Consider the following 21,861-nt stretch of genomic DNA (forward strand, 5'->3'; position numbering starts at 1 on the left):
AAAATAGCAGATTCGACCGATAAAGCAATGGATCTGACCGGTAAACTGATTTTATCGGTCAGATCGTCAGGTTTATTAGTCACTTCAAAAGATTTATCGGTCAGATCAACAAGTCCCGGTCTTAAAAAGAGTGAGCTTTTTTGTTGCGCAGTTATCAGTTTAGTATTAAACTGATATCATCAACAACGCAAAGGAAGTGAGCCGGATGCAGAAGAGAGAGCGGATGATCAGTATTCTGGCCTGGTTTCGGCTGTCGCGGTTTTACAATGAAAGCATTCGCCAGTCGAACCAATATTTAAAAAAGTGTGGGCTGTCGATCGCCCAGTTTGACATATTGGCGCAAGTCGGAGCGAACGAGCGCATCTGCCAGCAGGACCTGGCTGAAAAGCTGCTCGTCACAAAAGGCAACATGACCCATATGCTGTCGAAAATGGAGCAGATCGGCTGGATTCAGCGGGAGCGTGAGTGGAAAACGAAATACATTACACTCACAGAAGAAGGGCGTACATTGCTGGATAACGTACTGCCGGCGCAGGAACAGTTTCAAGCGGATCAGTTTGGAAAACTTTCAATAGACGAAAAAAAGCAGCTGCTTTTTTTGCTGAAAAAATTACAATCTTGAGGAGTGAATCACATGGAATTTAAAGGAATTCATCACGTGTCGGCGATTACAGCGAATGCGGCGGAAAACGTGAAGTTTTATACAGAAGTTTTAGGAATGCGGTTAATTAAGAAAACGGTCAACCAAGATTCCACATCTATGTATCACTTATTTTATGGTGATGAAAAAGGAAATCCGGGCACGGAATTAACCTTTTTTGAAATTCCGATGGCAGCAAGAAATCACAATGGCAACAACTCTATTTCAGGATTGTCACTCCGTGTGCCGAATGATGCAGCACTTGAATACTGGAAAAATCGGTTTAATGAATTTGGCGTAACGTATCAGGATGTCATTGATCAGGGAGGGCGCAAAGCAATGCCATTCCAGGACTTTGAAGGACAGCGCTTTTTCTTAATTTCAGATGAAACAAATGATGGCGTTCAAGGCGGTTCACCTTGGAAAAAAAGCCCGGTTCCAGCTGAATTCAGCATAATCGGTCTCGGGCCTGTTCATTTAACCGTTCCTTCTTTCAATCCAACCGCGGATACGTTAACGCAAGTGATGGGCTTCCGGGAAGTAAACCGTTATCCGTCACCAGTAGAAGGACAGCCGGATGTAATCGTATTTGAAACAGGCGAGGGCGGTACCGGGGCGGAAGTGCATGTGGAAGAGCGCAACGACCTGGCGCCTGAACGGCAGGGGCGCGGCGGCGTTCACCACGTGGCATTCCGCGTGGAGGATGAAGAAGAACTGCACAAATGGATCGCGCGCCTGCGCGAGGCACGCATCGGCAATTCCGGCTTCGTGGACCGGTTTTACTTTAAATCACTGTATTTCCGTGAAGCAAACCGTATTTTGTTTGAAGTAGCGACAGATGGACCTGGCTTTGACACGGATGAAGAGCTGGAGCATCTCGGTGAATCGCTCGCGCTTCCGCCATTTTTAGAGCCAAAACGTGAGCAGATTGAAGCCCGTTTAAAACCGCTGCCAACAAGTTTTAAATAAACATAAATGACACAACAAATGATGGCATCAAATAGATTTAAAAAGCCCGGCGGTGCAGCAAAAATCAACGAATTTGCAAAGGAAATTCCCTAGAGATTCAGGCATCTCCAGAAAGTAAGTCAATCTTCCGCTTAGCCGGTTTAAAGGATGGCTTACTTTTTTTTTATACCAAAGTAAAAATCGATACAGCAAGCAAACCTGCATAAAATGTATGCAAGACTATAAAAACACGAGAGTAGCTCGTATAGACAGCAATAAAGAAAAATAGTATAATCCTATAGTTCAGAATTTTCAAAAAAGGGGTGTTGGGATGATTAAAAGTGAGTATTACACACAAGAAATCCATGGGCCTTATGAAAGTTATGATTTAGGTGATTTTCAGTTAGAAGAAGGTGGTGCCATTCAAAATGGCAAGCTTGCGTATGTGACGTTTGGTGAATTAAATAAAACAAAAGACAATGCCATTCTAATTCCCACATGGTTTTCCGGTACCAGCAAAATAATGGAGACCTACATAGGAAACGGAAGAGCGCTGGATCCAGAAAAGTATTTTATTATCATCGTTAATCAATTAGGAAATGGGCTTTCAAGCTCTCCACACAATACGCCGGCCCCATTGAACATGGCAAACTTCCCCAAAGTACGGATTAGTGATGATGTCCGTGCCCAGCACAAGCTTATTACTGAAAAATTTGGAATCGAAGAATTAGCTCTCGTTGTAGGCGGGTCAATGGGAGCCCAGCAAACTTATGAATGGGCAGTTCGTTATCATGATATGGTTAAACGGGCTGCGCCGATTGCAGGAACCGCCAAAAATACGATTCATGATTTTTTATATGCGGAAACATTAATCGAAGCCATTACATCTGATCCAAATTGGAATGAGGGTAACTATCAATCCTGTAAAGACGTTTCAGCCGGGCTGAAAAGACATGCTAAATTATGGAGTGTCATGGGACTGAGCACTGAATTTTATAAACAAGAAGCCTGGCGCTTATTTGGTGTGAACTCTTTAAATGAATTTATATATGACTTTCTTGAACCCTTATTTTGTGAAATGGATCCGAATGCTCTTCTTTGGATGGCATGGAAATGGCAGCGGGGCGATGTGAGTAGAATGACAGGTGGCGATCTTCAAGAAGCACTTGGGAGAATCAAAGCAAAAGTCTTTGTTATGCCTATTGATTCGGATATGTTTTTTCCGCCAAAAGATTGTGAAGATGAGCAAACATTAATTCCAAATAGTGAATTTAGAGTCATTAAAAGTATCTGTGGCCACTACGCTTTGTTTGGAGCAGAAGGAACAGCTTATTCCGAGCAGATAGATAAACACCTTTCTGAACTTTTGGCCATAAAGATTTAACATTCAGAGTTATTTTGTAACCGCTTTCTTTTTTAATTAGGTGTGGGATTTTTTAGTATAGCTTGATACTCTAAAACATCGACAAGTACGGCCGGATACGAACCTGAACAGCAACATTCCTACTTTAAAGGGGGAAAACCTTTGAATGCTACGCTTTCATGGCAGCAGTTTGTACTTCACGGAGAAACGGATAAAGACATTAGGAAAGAAATTTTAGATTCATGGAGAAAGTGTAAACAATTAGGTATTTCTCATGAATTGGATCAAGTAGTAAGTCATATCAGCAATAATGAATTTGCAAAAAGGCGTGAAAAAAACGAAGATCTGTTATCAGCGGCCGCTCCGGTTATGAGAGAATTATACAGTTGTTTAAAAGGCGGCGGCTACTTGCTTTTACTCGCTGATGCGGATGGGTATTTAATTGAGATGATGGCGGATGCAAAAGCGCAGCGAATATGCGATCCCGGGGGGATTTACCCTGGCGCAAGATGGATGGAAGATAGTGTCGGTTCTACAGGACTTTCTATCGCTCTTAGAACCCGCACCGCTATGGCCACATCAGCGATGGAACATTATTGCACAGCTTTTCGAGTGTGGGATTGTTCGGCATGCCCTATTTTTGTAGATGGCGAGTTTGTAGGTGTGTTCGATGTGTGTCGGGTAGGCCCTGGAAATGATATACGTGAACTGTACACATTAGCGATTTCGGGGGCACGGGCTATAGCGGAAAGAATGCATCATGAGAAAAATAGAATAGAGGCAGAAGTATTATCCCAAATTCTCACTCACTCCGGGGATATTAATTTACAGTCCACTGGTATTCTTTCATTTGATAAATGGGGCAGGATGATATACAAAAATAAGTTAGCGTTTCAATTTATCCAATTACTCCAGCAGGAACATTTTTCGAATAGAAGGAACGAGCACTCTATATTTAATTATTTGAAAAATCATGTAAAAGAGAAGAACGAAGAAATTGTTTTGAAGGGGAAAAGATACCTCGTAGAATCAAAACAATTAACGAAATGGAATCAAGACATAGCCACAATCATTCTAATCAAACCCGAAGTTAATAAGCAAATTTTCTATTCTACAGCAAAAAACACACAACAGGGCCAATCACACATTCATAATACCTTTCAAACAAAGAATACTGTTTTTAATAAAACCTTAAATAGAATAGTGAAAATTTCCAAAAGCAATGCGAGTGTTCTTCTTAAAGGGGAAAGCGGTACCGGTAAAGATTTCATGGCGCGGGCAATACATCAGGAAAGCAGCAGGTATAACAAACCTTTTATAGCGTTAAATTGTGCTTCTTTACCGAAAGAACTAATTGCTTCTGAGCTATTTGGCTATGCTCCAGGGGCTTTTACAGGAGCAAACAAGAAAGGGAACATCGGAAAAATAGAAGCAGCAAATGGAGGTACTTTATTTTTGGATGAGATTGCTGATATGCCTCTTGACCTTCAAGCGATTCTTCTCCGTACATTGGAAGAAAAACAATTAACAAGAATCGGAAGTACCATTCCTGTCCCTGTAGATGTACGATTCATTGCAGCATCCCATAAGTCTTTGCCATTATTAGTTGAAAAGGGGGAATTTAGGGAAGACCTGTTTTATCGTCTTAATGTATTTACTGTTCAGCTTCCTCCATTACGAGAACGGCCGGAGGATTTAGAGTCATTGATTAATAGCATGATTTCCTCATCTTGTAAAGAAGCTCATCGTAAAATCATAACCTTCACTCCACAAGCAATTGAACTTCTTAAAAGCTATCAATGGCCCGGTAATTTACGTGAGCTTCGGAATTTTATTGAGCGAATTACTTATCTTCATGACCAAGACCAATTTGACACATTACAAATACAAGACTTTTTGGATGTAGATGAAACATCCATATTCTCTTTAAATGAACGTGAACAGATCCAATTGGCATTAAGAAAAACAAAAGGAAATCGGGCACAAGCTGCCAAAGAGCTAAATATTTCACGAAGTGCTTTATACCGTAAATTAGAAAAGTACAGCATGTAATTGCTAGCAGTATTATTGTCTGTGCAAAAGTCAGTGACTGCTGATTTTGCACAGACTTTTTTCTTTTATCGTTTTTATAACATGTCCCGATGCCCGGACACTGATCGCGCTGCGGAACAGGTACTGCATATAAATTAAAGGGGCAAAACAATAAAAGAAGCTGTAATATCCTTCTATTAAACTCTTCATCATTTTGGCACACATATTGCATTATAAAAAGTAGTAGAGGAATAAAAGCACTCTACTAAAGCATAGTTAAAAGGAGGAATTAATTATGGCAGTTGCTGCAGAGTACGAATGGTCCACTCGTTTTCAAGAAGAGAACGATAGAAATGAAGAATTAAGTGCACACGGAAAGTTTTTTACCTGCTCCTATTTATTGGACATGGAAACAAAAAAGATTCTTATTCGAACACATTCAGGGAAAATTGACACAATTAACGTTGATCCTGGTCCACTTGATCATTATCAATTCGCCATTCGTGCCAGTGCAGATACATGGAGAAAGTTTGCGATGCCTACACCACCTCCAATGTATCATGGTATTTGGGCAGCAAGCTTCCAGGGTGATATGAAATTGGAAGGTGACCTGCTTGTTTTAATGCAAAATCTTCGGTGTCTCACAGCTCAACTAGAAATTCTTCGAGTTGTTGGTGCACCAGTTTAAATATAATAGATGAGGAGGAAATAATAATGCCAAAAGCTAAGTTTTCACCTGTTACAGGCCGTTATGTCACTATTGAGGTTGAGGGAGATGAATACAAAGTATTTTATTTGGAAAATGGGAGCGGTCAGCCCATTGTTTGTCAGCACACGGCGGGTTGTCACAATCATCAGTGGCGGGGGCTTCTTGAAGATGAAGAGTTCACTCAAAACTATCGCGTTATTGCCTATGACCTTCCTCGGCATGGAAAATCCGATCCGCCGCTTAACCAGGAGTGGTGGAAAGAGGAGTATAAATTAACTGCTGATTTCTATACGAAATTTATCGTCACTCTTTGCGATGCACTTGAGCTGGAAAACCCTATTTTTATGGGGTCATCTTTTGGCGGAAACGTGGCTCTTCAGTTGGCCCTTTACTATCCTGACCGATTTGACGCTGTAATTCCTGTAGAAGCTGCTGACCATTCCCCAGGGTTTTATTTGGATTGGTGGCAGCATCCACATGCGAACGCTGCTCAAGTGTGTGCAAGTGGCGTATGGGACCTCATGGCTCCACAATCGCCGGATAAAGATCGCTGGGCAACATGGTTTTATTACTCTCAAGGATCAGAGGCTTTTAAGGGTGACTTGTATTTTTACTCCGTTGATCATGATCTAAGAGGAAAACTTGATCAAATACAAGGGGATAAGATAAAAGTAGTAATGCTTACAGGGGATTATGATTATTTAACTACACCTGAAGATGGACGGCGTACTGCCAGCCAAATAAAAAACGCGGAATTTATTGAAATGGTTGGTATTGGCCATTTTCCGATGAGTGAAAATCATGAATTATTTCGAAGCTATTTAAAAGAAGCATTGGAAATTATTAGCGCAGCAAATAAAGCAAAAGCGTAAAATACATGTATCGGATTACTAGCACAAACCATGACGTTGGTTTGTGCTAGTCTTTTTTTATTTTACCGCAGATTCAATTTCATTAAATGCCCAATGACTAACCGGGACATCCGTGAATGTGGCGCTGTTTTTATCCAGCGTATCACGGCTGAATAATTGATGAAGTACTTTTACTGCTTCAGCACGGGTGACCGTTTTTTCAGGACGGAATTCCCCGTTGCCATACCCGTTCATTAAGCCAGCGGAAGACACTGCGTAAATCGCTTCATTTGTCCAGTGATCTTCCGCAACATCACTATATGATACGGTTGATGGCTGAGGTGAACAGTAAGAAGCAAATGCTGCATCTTCACAAACAGAATTCATATAACGGTTTGCAATCATCGCAAATTGAGCGCGGGTCATTGGGGCAGCAGCCCCGAACGTGCCATCGGATTTTCCACTGATTAGTCCCAAGGCAGAAACCGCCGCAATGGAATCTGCAAAGCGGCTGCCGGCCGGTACATCTTTAAACAGTGATCCAGAGCCGGAAATGTCAAGGTTGTCTGCTAAAAAGGCGGTTAATTCTCCTCGTGTAACAGGCTGGTTCGGCCGAAACGTTCTATCTGTAAATCCATCTATAAATGCTTTTTTGCCAATGGATGAAGTGCCGCGGTATTCAAGGGCGGATACGGTGCCGCTCACCTCGTTGCCGACAAGCAGGATCGGCTTTTTCGTCGGGCTGTTCTCGGTCGGTATAAAGTCAAAGCCTTCCGGCGCCACGTCGCCGGCTATCTTCTCGCTAAAATCACGCGTGTTTGTATAATTTAAAAAAACGGGCTTTTCAGGATTGGAAATATCGTATGTCATAACGCCGCCGATGCGCTCAAGCCCGATCATGGCCACCAGTTTTCCGTCTATCATGCCGGTTTTGATTTCTTCCGGTTCCGGGCCTTTTTTGGCGCTGCGCTTGTCCATTTCATCGTCATCGTTTGACCAGTTAAAGTAATCCGGCAAACGTTCCGCGGTAATTGTTTCAAAATCGCTGCCGCTGTCAAAGACCTGCTCCATCGTGTCTGCCTTCCAGATCGAGAACGAACGGCTTCCTAATGTATAAATAGCATCCGTGCCGCGGTCCGTCAGCACTTCAAGCTTGTCGTATTTGTTCGTTTGAGCCAGCGCGCTATCCGGTACATTTTCTTTCCAATCGCCAAAGTCCGCTACATTTACGAACTCTTCCCATTCCGTTGCGTCTCCTTCATTGGCCGTTAGTAAATAATCTTCTCCGTTGACCGTCACAGTGGAAATGGCATCTGGCATATAGGCACCGAGCACAGGGGTGGGCTCAATGTTAATGTCGCCGTCGCGGGCCGCATCAAGCGCGTTTTCTTCTTTGGAATGATCCTTGTAGCCAAGTGAACGGACGGATTCAACGGTTCCATTCGCCATATTTATGGCTGCCACCGCGTTATTTTCCTGCAGCGTCACATATGCTGTCGAGCCGTCACTGGACAAAGCGATGTACTCCGGTTCAAGGTCTGTTGCGGCTGAACCTGTCCGGATATGAACATCGTCCGCAATAACCGATTCATCTGTGAACGATACTTGCTTTGCCGAGCCGTCTATTGTATTCACAATCGTGACTGAGCCTGCCGGGTCCACGCCGTTTTGGAGTCCCATACGCGGCTCGCCTTCATTGGCACTTAAAAGATGCTGCCCGTCTTCAGTAAATGTTACCATATCGGGTTGTATGCCGGCTTCATATGTATGAAGAACTTTGCCATTAAGATCCATGACGATAATTTTTCCATTTTTCGTGTAGTCTTCGTGCTGCACGGCCGCCGCAATATGGTCGCCGTGAATCGAAATGCTCGTAATGTCTCCGTATGTAAAGGAATTAGAGTTGACGAGCGCCGGCACGTTAATTTCTTTCTTTTTCGTCATCGTCCCTTTTTGGAGCGTCACAACATCAATTTTTTGATTTTTGCCGTTGATCACATAAAAAGTATTAGAGCCGGCATGGTATTTCATAATTTCCGCAACGCCGCCGTCTTCATCTGCCGCCCCCGACGTGTACGAAGCGATTTTTTTCACGGTGACATCGTTTTTGTAGGCAGCATCCGCCATTGCTGGCGCGAATAATGAAGCCGTCAATACGGCAGGAGCCGTCCATTTGATCCAATTTTTCAATGGTATTCCCTCACTTTTTTCTTTTTAGCATAGCGTTTTCATATAGCGTCCGTGTGAACACAATGTAAACGTTTTGTAAAATAAGACGAATTGTCCAGATTTTGCTTAACAAAAAAAAGAACAAACCGATATAAATAGAAGAAAAAGTGTGCGGAGGAGGCAAAACGATGGTTGATCGTATAGGAGAAAGTGCAGCGCCGGCAATCGCCAAACCAATTGGAACAAAAGAAGTAAAAGAAGTGGAAGTGGAGCAGAAGCCTGTCACAGAGCCGGCAAAACAAAGCACTCCATTAAAAGAAGAGGAGCTGCAGAAATTCGCCGACCAGGTCAACACATTTTTGCAGCCGAGCCAGACACACGTTCAATTTGAATACCATGAAGATCTGCAAGAATATTATGCGGTCATTGTGGACAACAACTCAGAAGAAATCATTAAAGAAATTCCATCGAAAAAAATATTGGACATGTACGCGGCAATGACAGAATTCATGGGGTTATTTGTCGATAAAAAAGCGTAAGGAGGACAACGATTATGGCGCTTCGCATAGGCGGAATGGCAAGTGGAATGGACACAGAGTCCATTGTTAAAGATTTAATGAAAGCAGAGCGGATGCCGCTTGATAAGTTAAAGCAGAAAAAACAAACATTGGAATGGCAGCGGGATCAGTATCGGGAAATGAATATCCTGTTGCAGGATTTTCGTAACTTAACATCTTCTACGGGAATGAAAAAAACACAAAACTACCGGGCTAGTGCAGTGACAACTTCGAATGAAGCGCTCGTAACAGCAACAGCCTCTACTGCTGCTTCACAAGGTTCATACAATATTTCGAGTGTTACAAAGCTTGCGACAGCAGAGACGTGGGTAACTGTGAAATTAAACGGTGGTACAAGTACGCTTGATGCATCGAAAGCTTTAAATGATGCCACTAATAATTCATTCTCCTCAGGCTTCGCATGGGTGCCGGGAAAAGTGGAAAGCAAAACCCTTTCAAATGTTGCTGGCGGAAACAGTGTAAGCCTAGGAGTTACAGCGGGCTCAATTCAAGCTGCGGATGCTGTAAAGATGTCTGTTAAAGTAAATGGTGTCGATTATAATGTGGTCGCAGCAGGAGCGACTTTTGACACATCAAAGAATCAGGCGAAAATTGATGCTGGTGGAAATATTACGTTCAGTAATTCTATTGGTGCCGGTTCTACAGTGAAAGTGGACTACATTTCTGTTGCACAAAATAACGAAAAATATGCTGATTTCTCGATTACTGCTCAATCGTCAAAAGGCGAAATAGAAGAAAACATTTTAATTAGTTCAACAGATACACTTAATCAAGTTGTTTCTAAAGTGAATGATTCAAACGCCGGCGTTTCAATGTTTTTTGATACAGCAACAAATAAAATTTCTTTAATGCAAAAAGAAACAGGCGATTTCACAAAAGATGCAAACGGTGATTATAAATTAAATACAGCAGCTAACCTGTCTATTGCCGGCGACTTTGCTAAGAATATTTTAAAGTTAGATTCAGCTGATACGACTAAGACTACAATTTCAAAAGGTTCGGATGCAGAGTTGGTAATTAATGGTCTTGCGACAACTAGAAAATCCAACACATTCGACATGAACGGTGTTTCTATAACGTTAAAGGGAACATTTGATTCGACGAAGGCTGTTTCCTTATCTGTCTCAAAAGACACCGACGCTGTGTACAACAACATCAAAGACTTCGTCGAAAAATACAACACATTAATTGCGGCAATCAGCACAAAAACGTCAGAAGAACGGTATCGTTCTTATACGCCATTGACAGATGATCAGCGTGAACAGTTATCGGACAAGCAGCAGGAACAGTGGGAAGAAAAAGCGAAAAGTGGCTTACTGCGCCGGGATACAGCTTTGACAGGAGTACTTTCCGCTATGAGAAGCAACTTTTCTCAGCCGGTGACAAACAGCAATACAAATGCTAATTATAACCAACTGGCTGAAATTGGCATTACAACTTCGAAGAATTATCTAGAAGGCGGCAAGCTTGAAATTGATGAAACAAAGCTGAAAAAAGCGCTCGCTGAAAATCCAGATGCGGTCGAAGCGTTATTTATCGGAGGATCAGGCTCAACGGCAGTCGGTGAACAAGGAATCATTCACCGCTTATACGACACAGCAGGAAAAACGATGGATCAGTTAAAAGAACGGGCAGGAAGCATGGGTGCTACGAATCAGAAATTTGCCATTGGGCGTCAGCTTTCAGGTATCGACAGCAGCATCATCCGCTTCGAGAACAGATTAACGCAAGTGGAAGACAGGTACTGGAAACAGTTTACGGCAATGGAAAAAGCGATGCAAAATGCAAACTCGCAGTCTTCCTATTTAATGCAGCAATTCAGCATGTAAGATCATATTAAAAAAGGAGTGTCTTTCTTTGGCAATCACTAATCCACAGCAGGCATATGCGAACAACTCAGTCAATACAGCGTCCCCAGGTGAACTGACACTAATGCTTTATAACGGGTGTATTAAATTTATCCGCTACGCAGAAAAAGCAATGATAGAAAACAATATTGAGCAAAAAAATACTAATGTGCAAAAAGCGCAGGCGATTATCCGGGAGTTAAGTATTACATTGAAAACCGATACGGACTTGGCTAAAAACATGCTGTCACTTTATGAATTTCTTCACGAACGCCTTGTTGAAGCAAATATCAAAAATGATCCAACGATCTTAAAAGAAGTGGAAGAGTTTGTCACGGAATTCCGGGATACATGGAAGCAGGTTATTCAGGAGAACCGCCGCATCCAGCAAGTCGGTGCAGGCGGACGGGTGTAATGACGCCCGTTCATGACTGTCACAAAATGACGAAACGGCTGCTTGATCTGCTTGAAGCGGCTAATCAAGATCGTGACAGTCAAATTGAGCAGGCGGAAAAGCTGCTTGATCAGCGGGGGGAGATTCTTCCGAAGGTTCAGCCCCCTTTCACCGAAGAAGAGCAGCAGCTTGGCCGGGAAATTAATTTAATGAACCAGGAAATTGAAGCGCATCTTCAAAAGCTGAGCCAGGCGGTAAAAGAGGATTTGCGTGAAGTCAGTGTGAAAAAGCAGTCCATGGGCAAATATTCAAATCCGTACGAGGCTTTACAGACAGACGGTGTTTTTTACGACAAACGCAACTGAGTGATCCGGTGCTGAAAGAGCCCGGATTTTTTTGTGCAGAAAATTATTTGAAAATTCGACAAATTATTTTGTGGATTAAGAAGGATTATGAAGGGTATGTAAAGAATAGTTAGAGTATAGCAATTAGTTGAAGGAGGAGTTCCGCATGATGAACTATAACATTCGTGGTGAAAATATTGAAGTGACTCCGGCAATCCGTGAGCACGTAGAGAAGAAGATTAGCAAGCTGGAGCGTTATTTCACCGAAACTCCTAATGCGAATGTACATGTCAATTTAAAAACGTATCCTAACACGAATGCAAAAGTAGAAGTTACGATCCCGATGAAAAATCTTGTTCTTCGTGCTGAAGAGCGAAATCCGGATTTGTATGCGGCCGTTGATTTGATTACTGATAAACTTGAGCGCCAAATCCGCAAACATAAAACAAAAGTAAACCGTAAATTCCGTGAAAAAGGCGAGCCGCAAGATTATTTTGCGGTGCAGGCTGATAGTGCGGTAGCAGTGGAAGAAGAAACGGATGATATGCAAGTAGTCCGGACAAAACAATTTGACTTAAAACCGATGGATTCTGAAGAAGCTGTCCTTCAAATGAACCTGCTCGGCCACAGCTTCTTTATTTACACAGATGCTGAAACGAATGGCACAAACATCGTGTACAAACGAAGCGATGGAAAATACGGCTTGATTGAAACAAACTAAATGAATAGACGAGAAGCCTGCAGCAGACGCGGGCTTCTTTTTTGTGTCTGCGATTCATGATATGATAAAGAGCGTGATTTTGCACGAGGAGGAAAATATACATGTCAATTAGACGAAATGATCCGTGCCTGTGCGGCAGCGGAAAAAAATATAAAAAATGCTGCGGGAAAACGGAAGGCACGGCAATTACAGCGGTTCTTGTTGAAGAATCAAGCACGATCCAGCGGGAATTAATAGATTATGCGATGGAACATCATTCCGCCATGCTGAAAAAAGAATTCCAGCCGCTGCTGCAGTCAAATGAAACACTTCGGCAAAATGAGCAGGTCTTTTTAGTGACGTTTGAAATTTGGGCCATTTTAACCCGTACGATCAAAGGGAATGAAACGATTTTAACAGAGTTCGTCAAGCGGCGTGTGCCTTCGATCCCACGCCAGCGTACAGCGGAGATTGTCTCATCTTGGATCGACTACCGCTTTATGGCGGGTGTCATTGAATCATGTGATGGCCCGATGTATGAAGTGCGCGACATTTTAACGGATGAGACGTACTCCATTCGCGCGCTGAAAAGCGTGGACCTTGTGGGGGCTTTTGTGACCGGGGCACTTTTGCCGCATGAATCGGACTACACATTCTTTATGACCGATTTTCATTTTGAAGCGGCGCATGCGCAGGCGATGACAAAAGTGATTGGAGAGATGTATAAATCTTCTTCGTTCGATGATACGCAAGCCTTTTTCACACACGATTTCGCGGCAGTGATGGATACATTGTTTGCGGTTTATGAAAAAGGACATGCAGCGGTTGATTTGACGACACTGACATGGACAAAAGAGGCACACCGGGAGACGGCTGAACATATTGAATCGTCGTTTGAACAAGAACAATTCGGACAGTCTGTTGCACAAATGGCCGTGCTGCTTTGGAATTATTATTGTGCAAAAGAAGATCCTGCGGTTCGGAAGCCGGAAGTGTTTACGGCTGCCTTGATTGGTCTTCTTCAAGCGCACGGTTTATTAGAAGTAAAAGAATCAAAAGCAGCGATTGCCGGACGGTATTCCATTTCCGCGTCAACACTTTCGAAACGACAGAAAGAAATGGAGACAGTGCTTGAAGAGAAGCTGCAGGCAGCCGACAGCGGGCGGAAATAAACCATATAAGTATACGCTCACCTTTAGAAATGGTACTATTAACTAGGAAAAATGCGAAGGTTTTGCCCTGTTGAACCTGAAAAGGAGCGTTTGAAATGGGTTTATTAGATAAAGTATTTGATGCAAATAAAAAAGAAGTAAAAAAGCTTGAAAAAATGGCAGGAAAAGTTGAAGCGCTAGCGGATGAAACAGCGGCGCTCTCTGATATGGCATTAAAAGCGAAAACGGAAGAATTTAAAAAGCGCTATCAAAAAGGTGAGTCACTGGATGACTTGCTGAATGAAGCGTTTGCGGTTGTACGGGAAGCAGCGAAACGAGTACTTGGGCTTTATCCGTACCGCGTGCAGCTTATGGGGGGGATTGCCCTTCATGAAGGCAATATTTCCGAGATGAAAACGGGTGAAGGAAAAACGCTGACGGCGACGATGCCGGTTTATTTAAACGCGATTTCCGGAAAAGGTGTTCATGTTATCACGGTCAATGAATACTTGGCGTCCCGTGATGCGGAAGAAATGGGCCATCTTTATGAGTTTCTTGGCTTAACGGTTGGCTTGAACTTAAACAGCTTATCAAAAGAGCAGAAAAAAGAAGCATACGAATCCGATATTACGTACGGAACGAACAACGAATTTGGCTTCGACTATTTGCGTGACAACATGGTGCTGTACAAAGAACATAAAGTGCAGCGGCCGCTTCACTTCGCGGTTATTGATGAAGTTGACTCCATTTTAGTCGATGAAGCGCGGACCCCGCTCATTATTTCCGGCCAGGCCGCCAAATCAACGCAGCTTTACATTCACGCGTTTTCATTTGTCCGCACGTTAAAAGAAGAAGAAGATTTTACCGTTGACATTAAAACGAAAAGCGTGCTGTTGACAGAAGAAGGGATGACGAAAGCGGAGAAAGCGTTCGGCATCGAAAACTTGTTTGACTTAAAACACGTTGGCTTAAATCATCACATTACGCAGGCGTTAAAAGCTCGCATTACGATGCACCGGGATGTTGATTACGTCGTACAGGACGGCGAAGTGGTCATTGTTGACCAGTTTACCGGCCGTTTAATGAAAGGACGCCGCTACTCAGACGGGCTTCATCAGGCGATTGAAGCAAAAGAAGGCGTCAATATTCAGAACGAAAGCATGACGATGGCAACCATTACGTTCCAGAACTACTTCCGTATGTATGAAAAGCTGTCCGGAATGACCGGTACGGCGAAAACGGAAGAAGAAGAGTTCCGGAATATTTACAACATGCGGGTTATCGCGATTCCGACCAACCGTCCGGTTGCCCGTGATGATCGCGCAGATTTAATTTACGCGACGATGAACGGCAAGTTTATGGCGGTTGCGGAAGACATTTATGAACGTTACCAGAAAAAGCAGCCTGTCCTTGTCGGCACAGTTGCGATTGAAACATCTGAACTTATTTCAGCTCACTTAAAGAAAAAAGGGGTTCCGCATAGCGTATTGAATGCGAAAAACCATGAAAGTGAAGCGGAAATCATTTTAAATGCCGGTCAGCCGGGCGCGGTCACGATTGCGACGAACATGGCCGGGCGCGGGACCGATATTAAACTCGGCGACGGCGTAAAAGACCTCGGCGGCTTGGCAGTCATCGGGACCGAGCGCCACGAATCACGCCGGATTGACAATCAGCTCCGTGGACGTTCCGGACGGCAGGGCGATCCGGGTGTGACGCAGTTTTATTTATCGATGGAAGATGAATTAATGCGCCGTTTTGGCTCAGATAACATGAAATCGATGATGGCGAAGCTCGGCATGGATGATACACAGCCCATTCAAAGTAAAATGGTTTCCCGTGCAGTCGAGTCTGCGCAAAAACGCGTGGAAGGGAATAACTTTGACGCACGGAAGCGGCTTCTTGAATATGATGATGTATTACGCCAGCAGCGTGAAATTATTTACAAGCAGCGTGATGAAGTGCTGGAGTCCGAAAACTTGCGCAGCATTTTAGAGGACATGGTAACAAAAGCAATTGCAGCGACCATTGCGGCACATGCGAACGACGATGAGGCAGCGGAACCGTTTAACGCAGAAGGCATTGCAGATACTGTGAATGCGAACCTGCTTGAAGAAGGTGCTGTTTCAGCAGATGAACTTCGCGGACAGGACCTCGATACAATCAGTGGCATCATTACTGAAAAAGTGATGGCGCGCTACAACAACCGTGAAGAACAGCTTGGTGCTGAGCAAATGCGTGAATTTGAAAAAGTCGTTCTGCTTCGTGCAGTCGATTCAAAATGGATTAACCATATCGATGCGATGGACCAGCTTCGCCAAGGCATTCATTTACGTGCATACGGCCAAATTGATCCGCTTCGCGAGTATCAAAATGAAGGCTTTGCGATGTTTGAGCAAATGATCATAGCGATTAATGAAGAAGCATCTAAATACGTCATGAAAGCGGAAATCCGCAGCAATCTTGAGCGGCAGGAAGTCGCAAAAGGCCAGGCGGTCAACCCGAAAGAAGACGAAGGCGCTAAAAAGAAAAAACCGCTTCGTAAAGCACCGGAGATCGGCCGCAATGAACTATGCCCGTGCGGCAGCGGCAAGAAATTCAAAAGCTGTCACGGTCTTCAGGAGTAATCTCGCACCAAACGTGGCGAAAACCGCATAAGACGCAGATGAGTCGCACAACAACGCGAGCAAATCGCACAAAGCGCAGCCGATTCGCACAACCAATTGAGAAAGTCGCACTAAATGCGGCCGAATTGTACCAAACTTTTAAAACTAACCCGAGGTGGATCACATGGAACTATTTGAAATTCGCAACACGCTTGACAATTCAGCCGAAAAACTGGCGGACTTCAGGGGGTCTCTTTGACTTAGAAAACAAAGAGGCTCGAATGGCGGAACTTGAAGACCGCATGCTTGACCCTGAATTTTGGAACGACCAGAATGGTGCCCAAACGGTCATCAATGAATCGAATGCATTGAAAGAGATGGTCAATGAATATAAGGACCTTGTGGAGACACAGGAAAACCTTGAAATGACTCATGAGTTATTAAAAGAAGAAGATGATAAGGATTTGCATGAAGAACTTACTGCGGAAATGAAAAAATTCAGTACACGTCTTGAAAATTATGAGCTGCAGATGCTGCTTAGCGAGCAGCATGATAAAAACAATGCGATCCTTGAGCTGCATCCGGGCGCCGGCGGAACCGAGTCACAGGACTGGGCATCGCTGTTGCTTCGCATGTATACACGCTGGGCGGAAAAACGCGGCTTCAAAGTGGAAACAATGGATTACTTACCGGGCGATGAGGCGGGCGTAAAAAGCGTCACCCTGCTTATTAAAGGCCACAACGCATACGGCTATTTAAAAGCGGAAAAAGGTGTTCACCGCCTCGTACGGATTTCACCATTTGATTCATCAGGCCGCCGTCATACGTCTTTCGTATCGTGTGAAGTGATGCCGGAATTCAATGAGGAAATCGAAATTGACATCCGGACGGAAGATTTGAAAGTTGATACGTACCGGGCGAGTGGCGCCGGCGGTCAGCATATTAATACGACGGACTCCGCTGTCCGGATTACCCACATCCCGACAGGTGTCGTTGTGACGTGCCAAACTGAGCGTTCGCAAATTAAAAACCGTGAACACGCGATGAAAATGCTCAAAGGTAAATTGTATCAGCGCCGGTTGGAAGAGCAGGAAGCCGAGCTTCTTGAGATTCGCGGCGAGCAAAAAGAAATCGGCTGGGGAAGCCAAATCCGTTCATACGTCTTCCATCCATATTCCATGGTGAAAGACCACCGGACAAACGAAGAAACAGGGAACATTCAAGCGGTTATGGATGGCGATATTAGTGCATTCATTAACGCCTATCTTCGCTCCCGCTTATAATAAAATGAAAAACCACCTGAGCCATTTCGGTTCGGTGGTTTTTTTTCTGTCATTGTGATTGCCGATCCTGCTGCTCCCAATGCGCGAGCGATGGGTACGGATCAAATGCCCACTCGGTTCGGCCGTTGTATTTGTACATGCCGTAGTGAAGATGAGGAGGGAATAAGCCGGATGTGCCCTGCTTGCCATAGCCCGAACTGCCGACATATCCAATGACAGTACCAGGCTTCACAATCATGCCTTCCTTAATGTTTTCTGCAAAGCCGGATAAATGGGCAAAGTAATGGTACACATTTTGAGCGTCACGTATGCCGATTCGCCACCCGCCATAATCGTTCCACCCTTTTATTTCAATGACTCCATATGTTGTCGCTTGGACAGGAACACCATAAGAAGCGAAAAGATCCGTTCCTTCATGAATGCGCCGTCCGCCCCAGCCCCGATTATCGCCCCATGTGCTCCTGTAGCTATAATTATGCCCAATCGGCAGCGGAAATGAGTGATCATCAAGCTGAATCGTATCAAAGCGGTGATAAAGCCTGGCAATCGTCATAATCTGCTTGACGGTTTCGTCTTTTTTATAATAGCTCTTTAACGATTTCTGAATGTCTTTTTCTGTGAAGCCGTTTTTCGTTAATACATGTGCCATTGTATAAAAGACATCGTCGGGATCATCGGGGTCAGCTTTCCCATCGCGGTTTCCATCCTGACCGTTTCCGCCAAAAAAAGAAATAAGCGCCGGTATTGTCGTCTCTTTTACCGGATTCAGTTTTCCCGACCAAAACGATTTTGAAAAATGAATGGCAGCCGGTCCATCTTTATCTGGAATGTCATCGCGAACGGCTTGAATATTTCGCTCGTATTGATCAATAGCGGCTAAATAATACCCTGGGAGCATCGTCATTCGTTCAATTTTTTCATAATAGGCAGCTCGTTCATTCAGCTGTTTTTCCGCCGAAACGGGTACCGCACAGAAAAAATAAAGGATGAGGCAGGCCATTGGCAGCCGGCTCCACTTTGACATCTACATCCCTCCGTTCTTTTACCCCTATTATCGTACCCATTTGCCCGTCAACATTTCCTGTTACTTCTTGGATGAATAAACATGGCTTTTTTTTGCCACGCTACAAGTGTTCAGATAAAAAAGGAGGGATAAACATGACCGTTATTAATGACGTAAAACAAACGATGGCCGGTCTTAAAACGGTGCACGCGAGCTTTGAAACATTCTCGCTCAGCACAGATAACCAGCAGGTGAAAAAGCTGTATGAGGATGCGTCAAAGCAAACGCAAATGATTATCGATCAAATTGGTCCGCGCATTGACCAGATTATGCAGGAAGAACCGCAGTACCGACAATCGTAAGGATGTGAAAACATGGCAAATAATAAAAAAAAGACGCTGACGCCTGTTCAGCAGGAATACCAGGAGCTGCAAAAACAGCGGGAAACAAAGCGGCCAGTTGTTCGAAACTGTGTGAATGCCTTTTTAGTTGGCGGCTTGATCTGTGCCATCGGCCAGGCGATTCAATACTTTTATATTTTCTTTTTTGATTTTACTGAACGAACGGCAGGCAATCCAACAGCCGGAACAATGATTTTCATTGCGATGATTTTGACTGGATTCGGGGTGTATGACCGGATTGCCCAATTTGCGGGCGCAGGCTCTGCTGTTCCGCTGACCGGATTCGGCAATGCCGTGATTTCGGCAGCGATTGAGCACCGATCGGAAGGATTTGTGCTTGGGGTTGGCGGAAACATGTTTAAGCTGGCTGGTTCGGTGATTTTATTCGGGGTGTTTTCTGCATTTATTGTGGCGACAATTAAAACACTGTTGACCCAATGGGGTGGACTCTAATGCTGGCGGGTCATCGTACATGGATATTTGACCAGAAGCCGGTGATTACAGCAACGGGGACGGTTGGCGGACCATTCGAAGCAAATGGCATGCTGGCAGACGATTTTGATCTTCTGCATGAAGATTTATGGATCGGGCAGGACTCGTATGAAAAAGCGCACCAGCTTCTGTTTGAAGAAGCGTGCCAAAAAGCGATGGAAAAAGGGGGCCTCCGAAAAGACCAAGTCCAGTTTATTTTAGGCGGCGATCTTATCAACCAAATCACGCCGACGAGCCTCGCCTGTCGGACGCTTGGGGCGCCGTATCTTGGCTTATTCGGTGCCTGTTCTACTTCTATGGAAGGACTTGCTCTTGGAGCGATGATTATCAATGCAAAAGGAGCGAATCATGTACTGACCGGCGCATCCAGCCACAATGCGGCGGTGGAAAAGCAGTTTCGCTATCCGACTGAATACGGCGGACAAAAACCGCCGACATCCCAATGGACCGTAACTGGTGCTGGTGCAGCATTATTAAGCGGTGATGGAAAAGGTCCGCGTGTGACGTCTGCAACGATCGGGCGTGTTGTCGATATGGGACTGACGGACCCGTTTAATATGGGCGGGGCAATGGCGCCGGCTGCTGTCGATACAATCGAAGCACATTTCATAGACCGAAATATCGAGCCTTCCTACTACGATTTGATTGTCACGGGGGATTTAGGCGAAATCGGCCATGCCGTTTCACTTGATTTATTCAAAAAACACCAGACTCCTATTCATGAAACACAATATAAAGACTGCGGCATAATGATTTATCGAAAAGGCCAGCCGGTTTATTCAGGAGGCAGCGGTGCGGGTTGTTCAGCCGTCGTCACATACGGCCATTTACTGAATCAAATGAAAAAAGGCGAAATAAAGCGTATGCTTGTTGTCGCCACAGGTGCCCTTTTATCGCCGCTCACCTTTCAGCAGGGCGAATCGATTCCATGCATTGCTCATGCTGTATCGATTGAAGCAGAAGAGGGGGGCTCATAATGACCGTTGCGTCAGAAGTAAACCAATGTCTTGCCAGCTTGAAAAGCATTGAATCAAGTCTTTCAGCGCTTGCAATGCTGTCCCAAAATAACGAATCACGCCTAACGCTGCACGAGGCGATGATGACTGTAAGTGAAACAGCAGCGGACGTACAAAAGCGGGCTGGTGAACTCGAACGGGAAGAACAGTATAAAGGATATTAACAGCCAGGAGGGGTCCTGTGCCGGAATGAATTGAAGTTGGACTGTGCATCCCGCAGGAGTCTTCGCCTGGACGGCTTCACCAGGTGTTTAGAAAAGCAGCGATGGAGAGCGGGTCTTTATATAGGGCAATTCTTTCACAATCGTGGGACGTTTCTATGTATTCTTTCACTGCTGCTGCGAAAGAATACGGATCCTTCAGACGATGCTGTTTTGTCCAAAAGCACAGGCGGAGGGCGCGCGGCGGAGACGAGCTCAGCGCCTGCCCCATGGAAAGCGAAGCCGTGCGTCCCCCGCCTTTTCGGCTCCCATTAAAAAAGCTCATATGAAAAGAAGCAAAGAGATATTCTGGTAAAAAATTCAATTTGTCTACACGCTGAAAGCGGCTGTTTCAGCTGCTTTTTTTTGAATTTGTGACAGGAATCACTGTTGAGAGCTGCAGCGTAAGTCGTAACGGAGATGAAACGGAATAGTTTCCTCGGCTTGGTGGGCATCGTTATTTTTACGCTTATCCCTTTCCTTGTCGGATGGAAGACGTGAATTTTGCGGTGTTGGAGGTGTCCGGTGATTGCTGTCATGCCGCTTTTAAAAAGCCAGCCTGTACGTTTGTTTTTATCCGAAGAAGGGAACAAAAGAGCTAGAAACTAATCTTGCGTTTTTCGTCACGGGCAATCTGTTTTTCAACGGGCGGAGTTTGGTATACTAACGGTGGATTTTCATCCAGATCAAGAGGGGGAACAGCAAATGGAATGGAAAAAATCATTATTAGCGCTCATGCTTGGGTCGTCAGTTGCGCTTGCAGCGTGCGGCGGCGGGGAAGAAGAGGATGCGGCAGATAATACGGCGGTAGAAGATACTGAAACAGAAACTGAAACAGAAGCGCCGGCAACAGATGAAGGCACAGAAGAGACGACGGCTTCCGCCGGTGAAGAAGTGTATCAGCAAAGCTGCTTAAGCTGCCACGGAGGCAACCTTGAAGGCGGATTTGGCCCGGCACTTGAAAAAATAGGCGCAGAATACAGTAAAGATGAGATTTTAGACATTATTCATAACGGAAAAGGCCAAATGCCGGCAAACGTTGTAGAAGGTGAAGAAGCTGAAGCTGTAGCCTCATGGCTGGCAGAAAAAAAATAACCAAGAGACAAAAGAGCTGACTCGGTCGGCTCTTTTTTTC

At 44.5% G+C, this 21,861-nt stretch carries 21 protein-coding genes; 19 read left to right on the top strand and 2 right to left on the bottom strand.

Annotated features, from left to right (window positions below):
- The first annotated feature begins 205 nt into the window (after positions 1–205).
- The 6 genes from VQ00_RS00320 to VQ00_RS00345 all read left to right on the top strand — a co-directional run bounded on the left by VQ00_RS00320 (position 206) and on the right by VQ00_RS00345 (position 6,563).
- Positions 206–622 carry a MarR family winged helix-turn-helix transcriptional regulator gene (locus VQ00_RS00320; RefSeq protein WP_046178157.1) on the top strand — a complete coding sequence of 139 codons (417 nt, stop codon included), beginning with the start codon at positions 206–208 and terminating at the stop codon, positions 620–622.
- 12 nt (positions 623–634) lie between these two features.
- Positions 635–1,609, top strand: a complete 975-nt coding sequence (locus VQ00_RS00325) for a ring-cleaving dioxygenase (protein WP_046178158.1) — start codon at positions 635–637, stop codon at positions 1,607–1,609.
- Positions 1,610–1,919: 310 nt separating this feature from the next.
- Positions 1,920–2,972, top strand: coding sequence for an alpha/beta fold hydrolase (locus tag VQ00_RS00330; protein ID WP_046178159.1), 1,053 nt, complete (start codon positions 1,920–1,922; stop codon positions 2,970–2,972).
- A 141-nt stretch (positions 2,973–3,113) separates the two neighbouring features.
- Positions 3,114–5,003 carry a sigma-54-dependent Fis family transcriptional regulator gene (locus tag VQ00_RS00335; RefSeq protein ID WP_046178160.1) on the top strand — a complete coding sequence of 630 codons (1,890 nt, stop codon included), beginning with the start codon at positions 3,114–3,116 and terminating at the stop codon, positions 5,001–5,003.
- Between the two features lie 274 nt (positions 5,004–5,277).
- Complete coding sequence (locus VQ00_RS00340) at positions 5,278–5,670, top strand: hypothetical protein (RefSeq protein ID WP_046178161.1); 393 nt, start codon at positions 5,278–5,280, stop codon at positions 5,668–5,670.
- 26 nt (positions 5,671–5,696) lie between these two features.
- Positions 5,697–6,563 carry an alpha/beta fold hydrolase gene (locus VQ00_RS00345; RefSeq protein ID WP_046178162.1) on the top strand — a complete coding sequence of 289 codons (867 nt, stop codon included), beginning with the start codon at positions 5,697–5,699 and terminating at the stop codon, positions 6,561–6,563.
- Between the two features lie 57 nt (positions 6,564–6,620).
- Here VQ00_RS00345 and VQ00_RS00350 read toward each other — a convergent pair whose 3' ends face one another.
- On the bottom strand, positions 6,621–8,732 hold the full coding sequence (locus VQ00_RS00350; RefSeq protein ID WP_082091406.1) for a choice-of-anchor I family protein: 2,112 nt from the start codon (positions 8,730–8,732) through the stop codon (positions 6,621–6,623).
- A gap of 167 nt (positions 8,733–8,899) precedes the next feature.
- On the opposite strand from VQ00_RS00350, the gene flaG reads away from it, so the two are divergent.
- The 8 genes from flaG (at position 8,900) to prfB (ending at position 17,614) form a co-directional block, all read left to right on the top strand.
- Positions 8,900–9,250: a flagellar protein FlaG gene (gene flaG, locus VQ00_RS00355; protein ID WP_046178163.1), complete on the top strand. Its 351-nt coding sequence runs from the start codon at positions 8,900–8,902 to the stop codon at positions 9,248–9,250.
- A gap of 14 nt (positions 9,251–9,264) precedes the next feature.
- The gene (fliD, locus tag VQ00_RS00360) at positions 9,265–11,118 is read left to right on the top strand and encodes a flagellar filament capping protein FliD (RefSeq protein ID WP_046178164.1); all 1,854 of its coding nucleotides are present in this window, start codon (positions 9,265–9,267) and stop codon (positions 11,116–11,118) included.
- 28 nt (positions 11,119–11,146) lie between these two features.
- Positions 11,147–11,551, top strand: a complete 405-nt coding sequence (gene fliS, locus VQ00_RS00365; RefSeq protein ID WP_046178165.1) for a flagellar export chaperone FliS — start codon at positions 11,147–11,149, stop codon at positions 11,549–11,551.
- Positions 11,551–11,895, top strand: coding sequence for a flagellar protein FliT (fliT, locus tag VQ00_RS00370; protein WP_046178166.1), 345 nt, complete (start codon positions 11,551–11,553; stop codon positions 11,893–11,895). Before fliS ends, fliT begins: the two co-directional genes overlap by 1 nt.
- Before the next feature lie 145 nt (positions 11,896–12,040).
- Positions 12,041–12,595, top strand: coding sequence for a ribosome hibernation-promoting factor, HPF/YfiA family (gene hpf, locus VQ00_RS00375; RefSeq protein ID WP_046178167.1), 555 nt, complete (start codon positions 12,041–12,043; stop codon positions 12,593–12,595).
- A gap of 101 nt (positions 12,596–12,696) precedes the next feature.
- Positions 12,697–13,746 carry an SEC-C metal-binding domain-containing protein gene (locus tag VQ00_RS00380; RefSeq protein WP_046178168.1) on the top strand — a complete coding sequence of 350 codons (1,050 nt, stop codon included), beginning with the start codon at positions 12,697–12,699 and terminating at the stop codon, positions 13,744–13,746.
- 95 nt (positions 13,747–13,841) lie between these two features.
- Positions 13,842–16,352 carry a preprotein translocase subunit SecA gene (secA, locus tag VQ00_RS00385; RefSeq protein WP_046178169.1) on the top strand — a complete coding sequence of 837 codons (2,511 nt, stop codon included), beginning with the start codon at positions 13,842–13,844 and terminating at the stop codon, positions 16,350–16,352.
- A gap of 163 nt (positions 16,353–16,515) precedes the next feature.
- Positions 16,516–17,614, top strand: a protein-coding gene (gene prfB / locus VQ00_RS00390) for a peptide chain release factor 2 (RefSeq protein ID WP_156153932.1) whose coding sequence is annotated in 2 segments (ribosomal slippage) — positions 16,516–16,587 and positions 16,589–17,614 — 1,098 coding nt in all. Because the reading frame shifts where the segments join, the coding sequence is not laid out codon by codon here.
- A 49-nt stretch (positions 17,615–17,663) separates the two neighbouring features.
- On the opposite strand, the gene VQ00_RS00395 is transcribed toward prfB, so the two are convergent.
- On the bottom strand, positions 17,664–18,638 hold the full coding sequence (locus VQ00_RS00395) for a M23 family metallopeptidase (RefSeq protein WP_052728242.1): 975 nt from the start codon (positions 18,636–18,638) through the stop codon (positions 17,664–17,666).
- A 134-nt stretch (positions 18,639–18,772) separates the two neighbouring features.
- Here VQ00_RS00395 and VQ00_RS00400 point away from each other — a divergent pair, with 134 nt between their 5' ends.
- From VQ00_RS00400 to cccB, 5 genes are all read left to right on the top strand, one after another.
- The gene (locus VQ00_RS00400) at positions 18,773–18,979 is read left to right on the top strand and encodes a DUF1657 domain-containing protein (protein WP_046178170.1); all 207 of its coding nucleotides are present in this window, start codon (positions 18,773–18,775) and stop codon (positions 18,977–18,979) included.
- Positions 18,980–18,991: 12 nt separating this feature from the next.
- A complete protein-coding gene (gene spoVAC, locus VQ00_RS00405; RefSeq protein WP_046178171.1) occupies positions 18,992–19,471 on the top strand; it encodes a stage V sporulation protein AC in 480 nt (159 codons plus the stop codon).
- Entirely contained in the window at positions 19,471–20,487 is a 1,017-nt protein-coding gene (gene spoVAD, locus VQ00_RS00410; RefSeq protein ID WP_046178172.1) for a stage V sporulation protein AD, read from the top strand. The genes spoVAC and spoVAD overlap by 1 nt, the downstream gene beginning before the upstream one ends.
- Positions 20,487–20,690, top strand: coding sequence for a DUF1657 domain-containing protein (locus VQ00_RS00415; RefSeq protein ID WP_046178173.1), 204 nt, complete (start codon positions 20,487–20,489; stop codon positions 20,688–20,690). The genes spoVAD and VQ00_RS00415 overlap by 1 nt, the downstream gene beginning before the upstream one ends.
- Before the next feature lie 741 nt (positions 20,691–21,431).
- Positions 21,432–21,821, top strand: coding sequence for a cytochrome c551 (cccB, locus tag VQ00_RS00420; protein WP_046178174.1), 390 nt, complete (start codon positions 21,432–21,434; stop codon positions 21,819–21,821).
- Positions 21,822–21,861 lie beyond the last annotated feature (40 nt).

Origin of the sequence: Domibacillus tundrae, from assembly GCF_000970675.1 — a bacterium.
Classification (GTDB): Bacteria; Bacillota; Bacilli; order Bacillales; family Domibacillaceae; genus Domibacillus; species Domibacillus tundrae.

Excerpts from the sequence above, each read along its gene's own strand:
- hpf (WP_046178167.1), top strand. The coding sequence starts at position 12,041 with ATGATGAACTATAACATTCGTGGTGAAAATATTGAAGTGACTCCGGCA.
- VQ00_RS00330 (WP_046178159.1), top strand. The coding sequence starts at position 1,920 with ATGATTAAAAGTGAGTATTACACACAAGAAATCCATGGGCCTTATGAA.
- VQ00_RS00400 (WP_046178170.1), top strand. The coding sequence starts at position 18,773 with ATGACCGTTATTAATGACGTAAAACAAACGATGGCCGGTCTTAAAACG.
- spoVAC (WP_046178171.1), top strand. The coding sequence starts at position 18,992 with ATGGCAAATAATAAAAAAAAGACGCTGACGCCTGTTCAGCAGGAATAC.
- VQ00_RS00345 (WP_046178162.1), top strand. The coding sequence starts at position 5,697 with ATGCCAAAAGCTAAGTTTTCACCTGTTACAGGCCGTTATGTCACTATT.
- VQ00_RS00325 (WP_046178158.1), top strand. The coding sequence starts at position 635 with ATGGAATTTAAAGGAATTCATCACGTGTCGGCGATTACAGCGAATGCG.
- fliT (WP_046178166.1), top strand. The coding sequence starts at position 11,551 with ATGACGCCCGTTCATGACTGTCACAAAATGACGAAACGGCTGCTTGAT.
- VQ00_RS00380 (WP_046178168.1), top strand. The coding sequence starts at position 12,697 with ATGTCAATTAGACGAAATGATCCGTGCCTGTGCGGCAGCGGAAAAAAA.
- VQ00_RS00340 (WP_046178161.1), top strand. The coding sequence starts at position 5,278 with ATGGCAGTTGCTGCAGAGTACGAATGGTCCACTCGTTTTCAAGAAGAG.
- VQ00_RS00415 (WP_046178173.1), top strand. The coding sequence starts at position 20,487 with ATGACCGTTGCGTCAGAAGTAAACCAATGTCTTGCCAGCTTGAAAAGC.
- cccB (WP_046178174.1), top strand. The coding sequence starts at position 21,432 with ATGGAATGGAAAAAATCATTATTAGCGCTCATGCTTGGGTCGTCAGTT.
- secA (WP_046178169.1), top strand. The coding sequence starts at position 13,842 with ATGGGTTTATTAGATAAAGTATTTGATGCAAATAAAAAAGAAGTAAAA.
- VQ00_RS00320 (WP_046178157.1), top strand. The coding sequence starts at position 206 with ATGCAGAAGAGAGAGCGGATGATCAGTATTCTGGCCTGGTTTCGGCTG.
- spoVAD (WP_046178172.1), top strand. The coding sequence starts at position 19,471 with ATGCTGGCGGGTCATCGTACATGGATATTTGACCAGAAGCCGGTGATT.
- fliD (WP_046178164.1), top strand. The coding sequence starts at position 9,265 with ATGGCGCTTCGCATAGGCGGAATGGCAAGTGGAATGGACACAGAGTCC.
- VQ00_RS00395 (WP_052728242.1), bottom strand. The coding sequence starts at position 18,638 with ATGTCAAAGTGGAGCCGGCTGCCAATGGCCTGCCTCATCCTTTATTTT.
- flaG (WP_046178163.1), top strand. The coding sequence starts at position 8,900 with ATGGTTGATCGTATAGGAGAAAGTGCAGCGCCGGCAATCGCCAAACCA.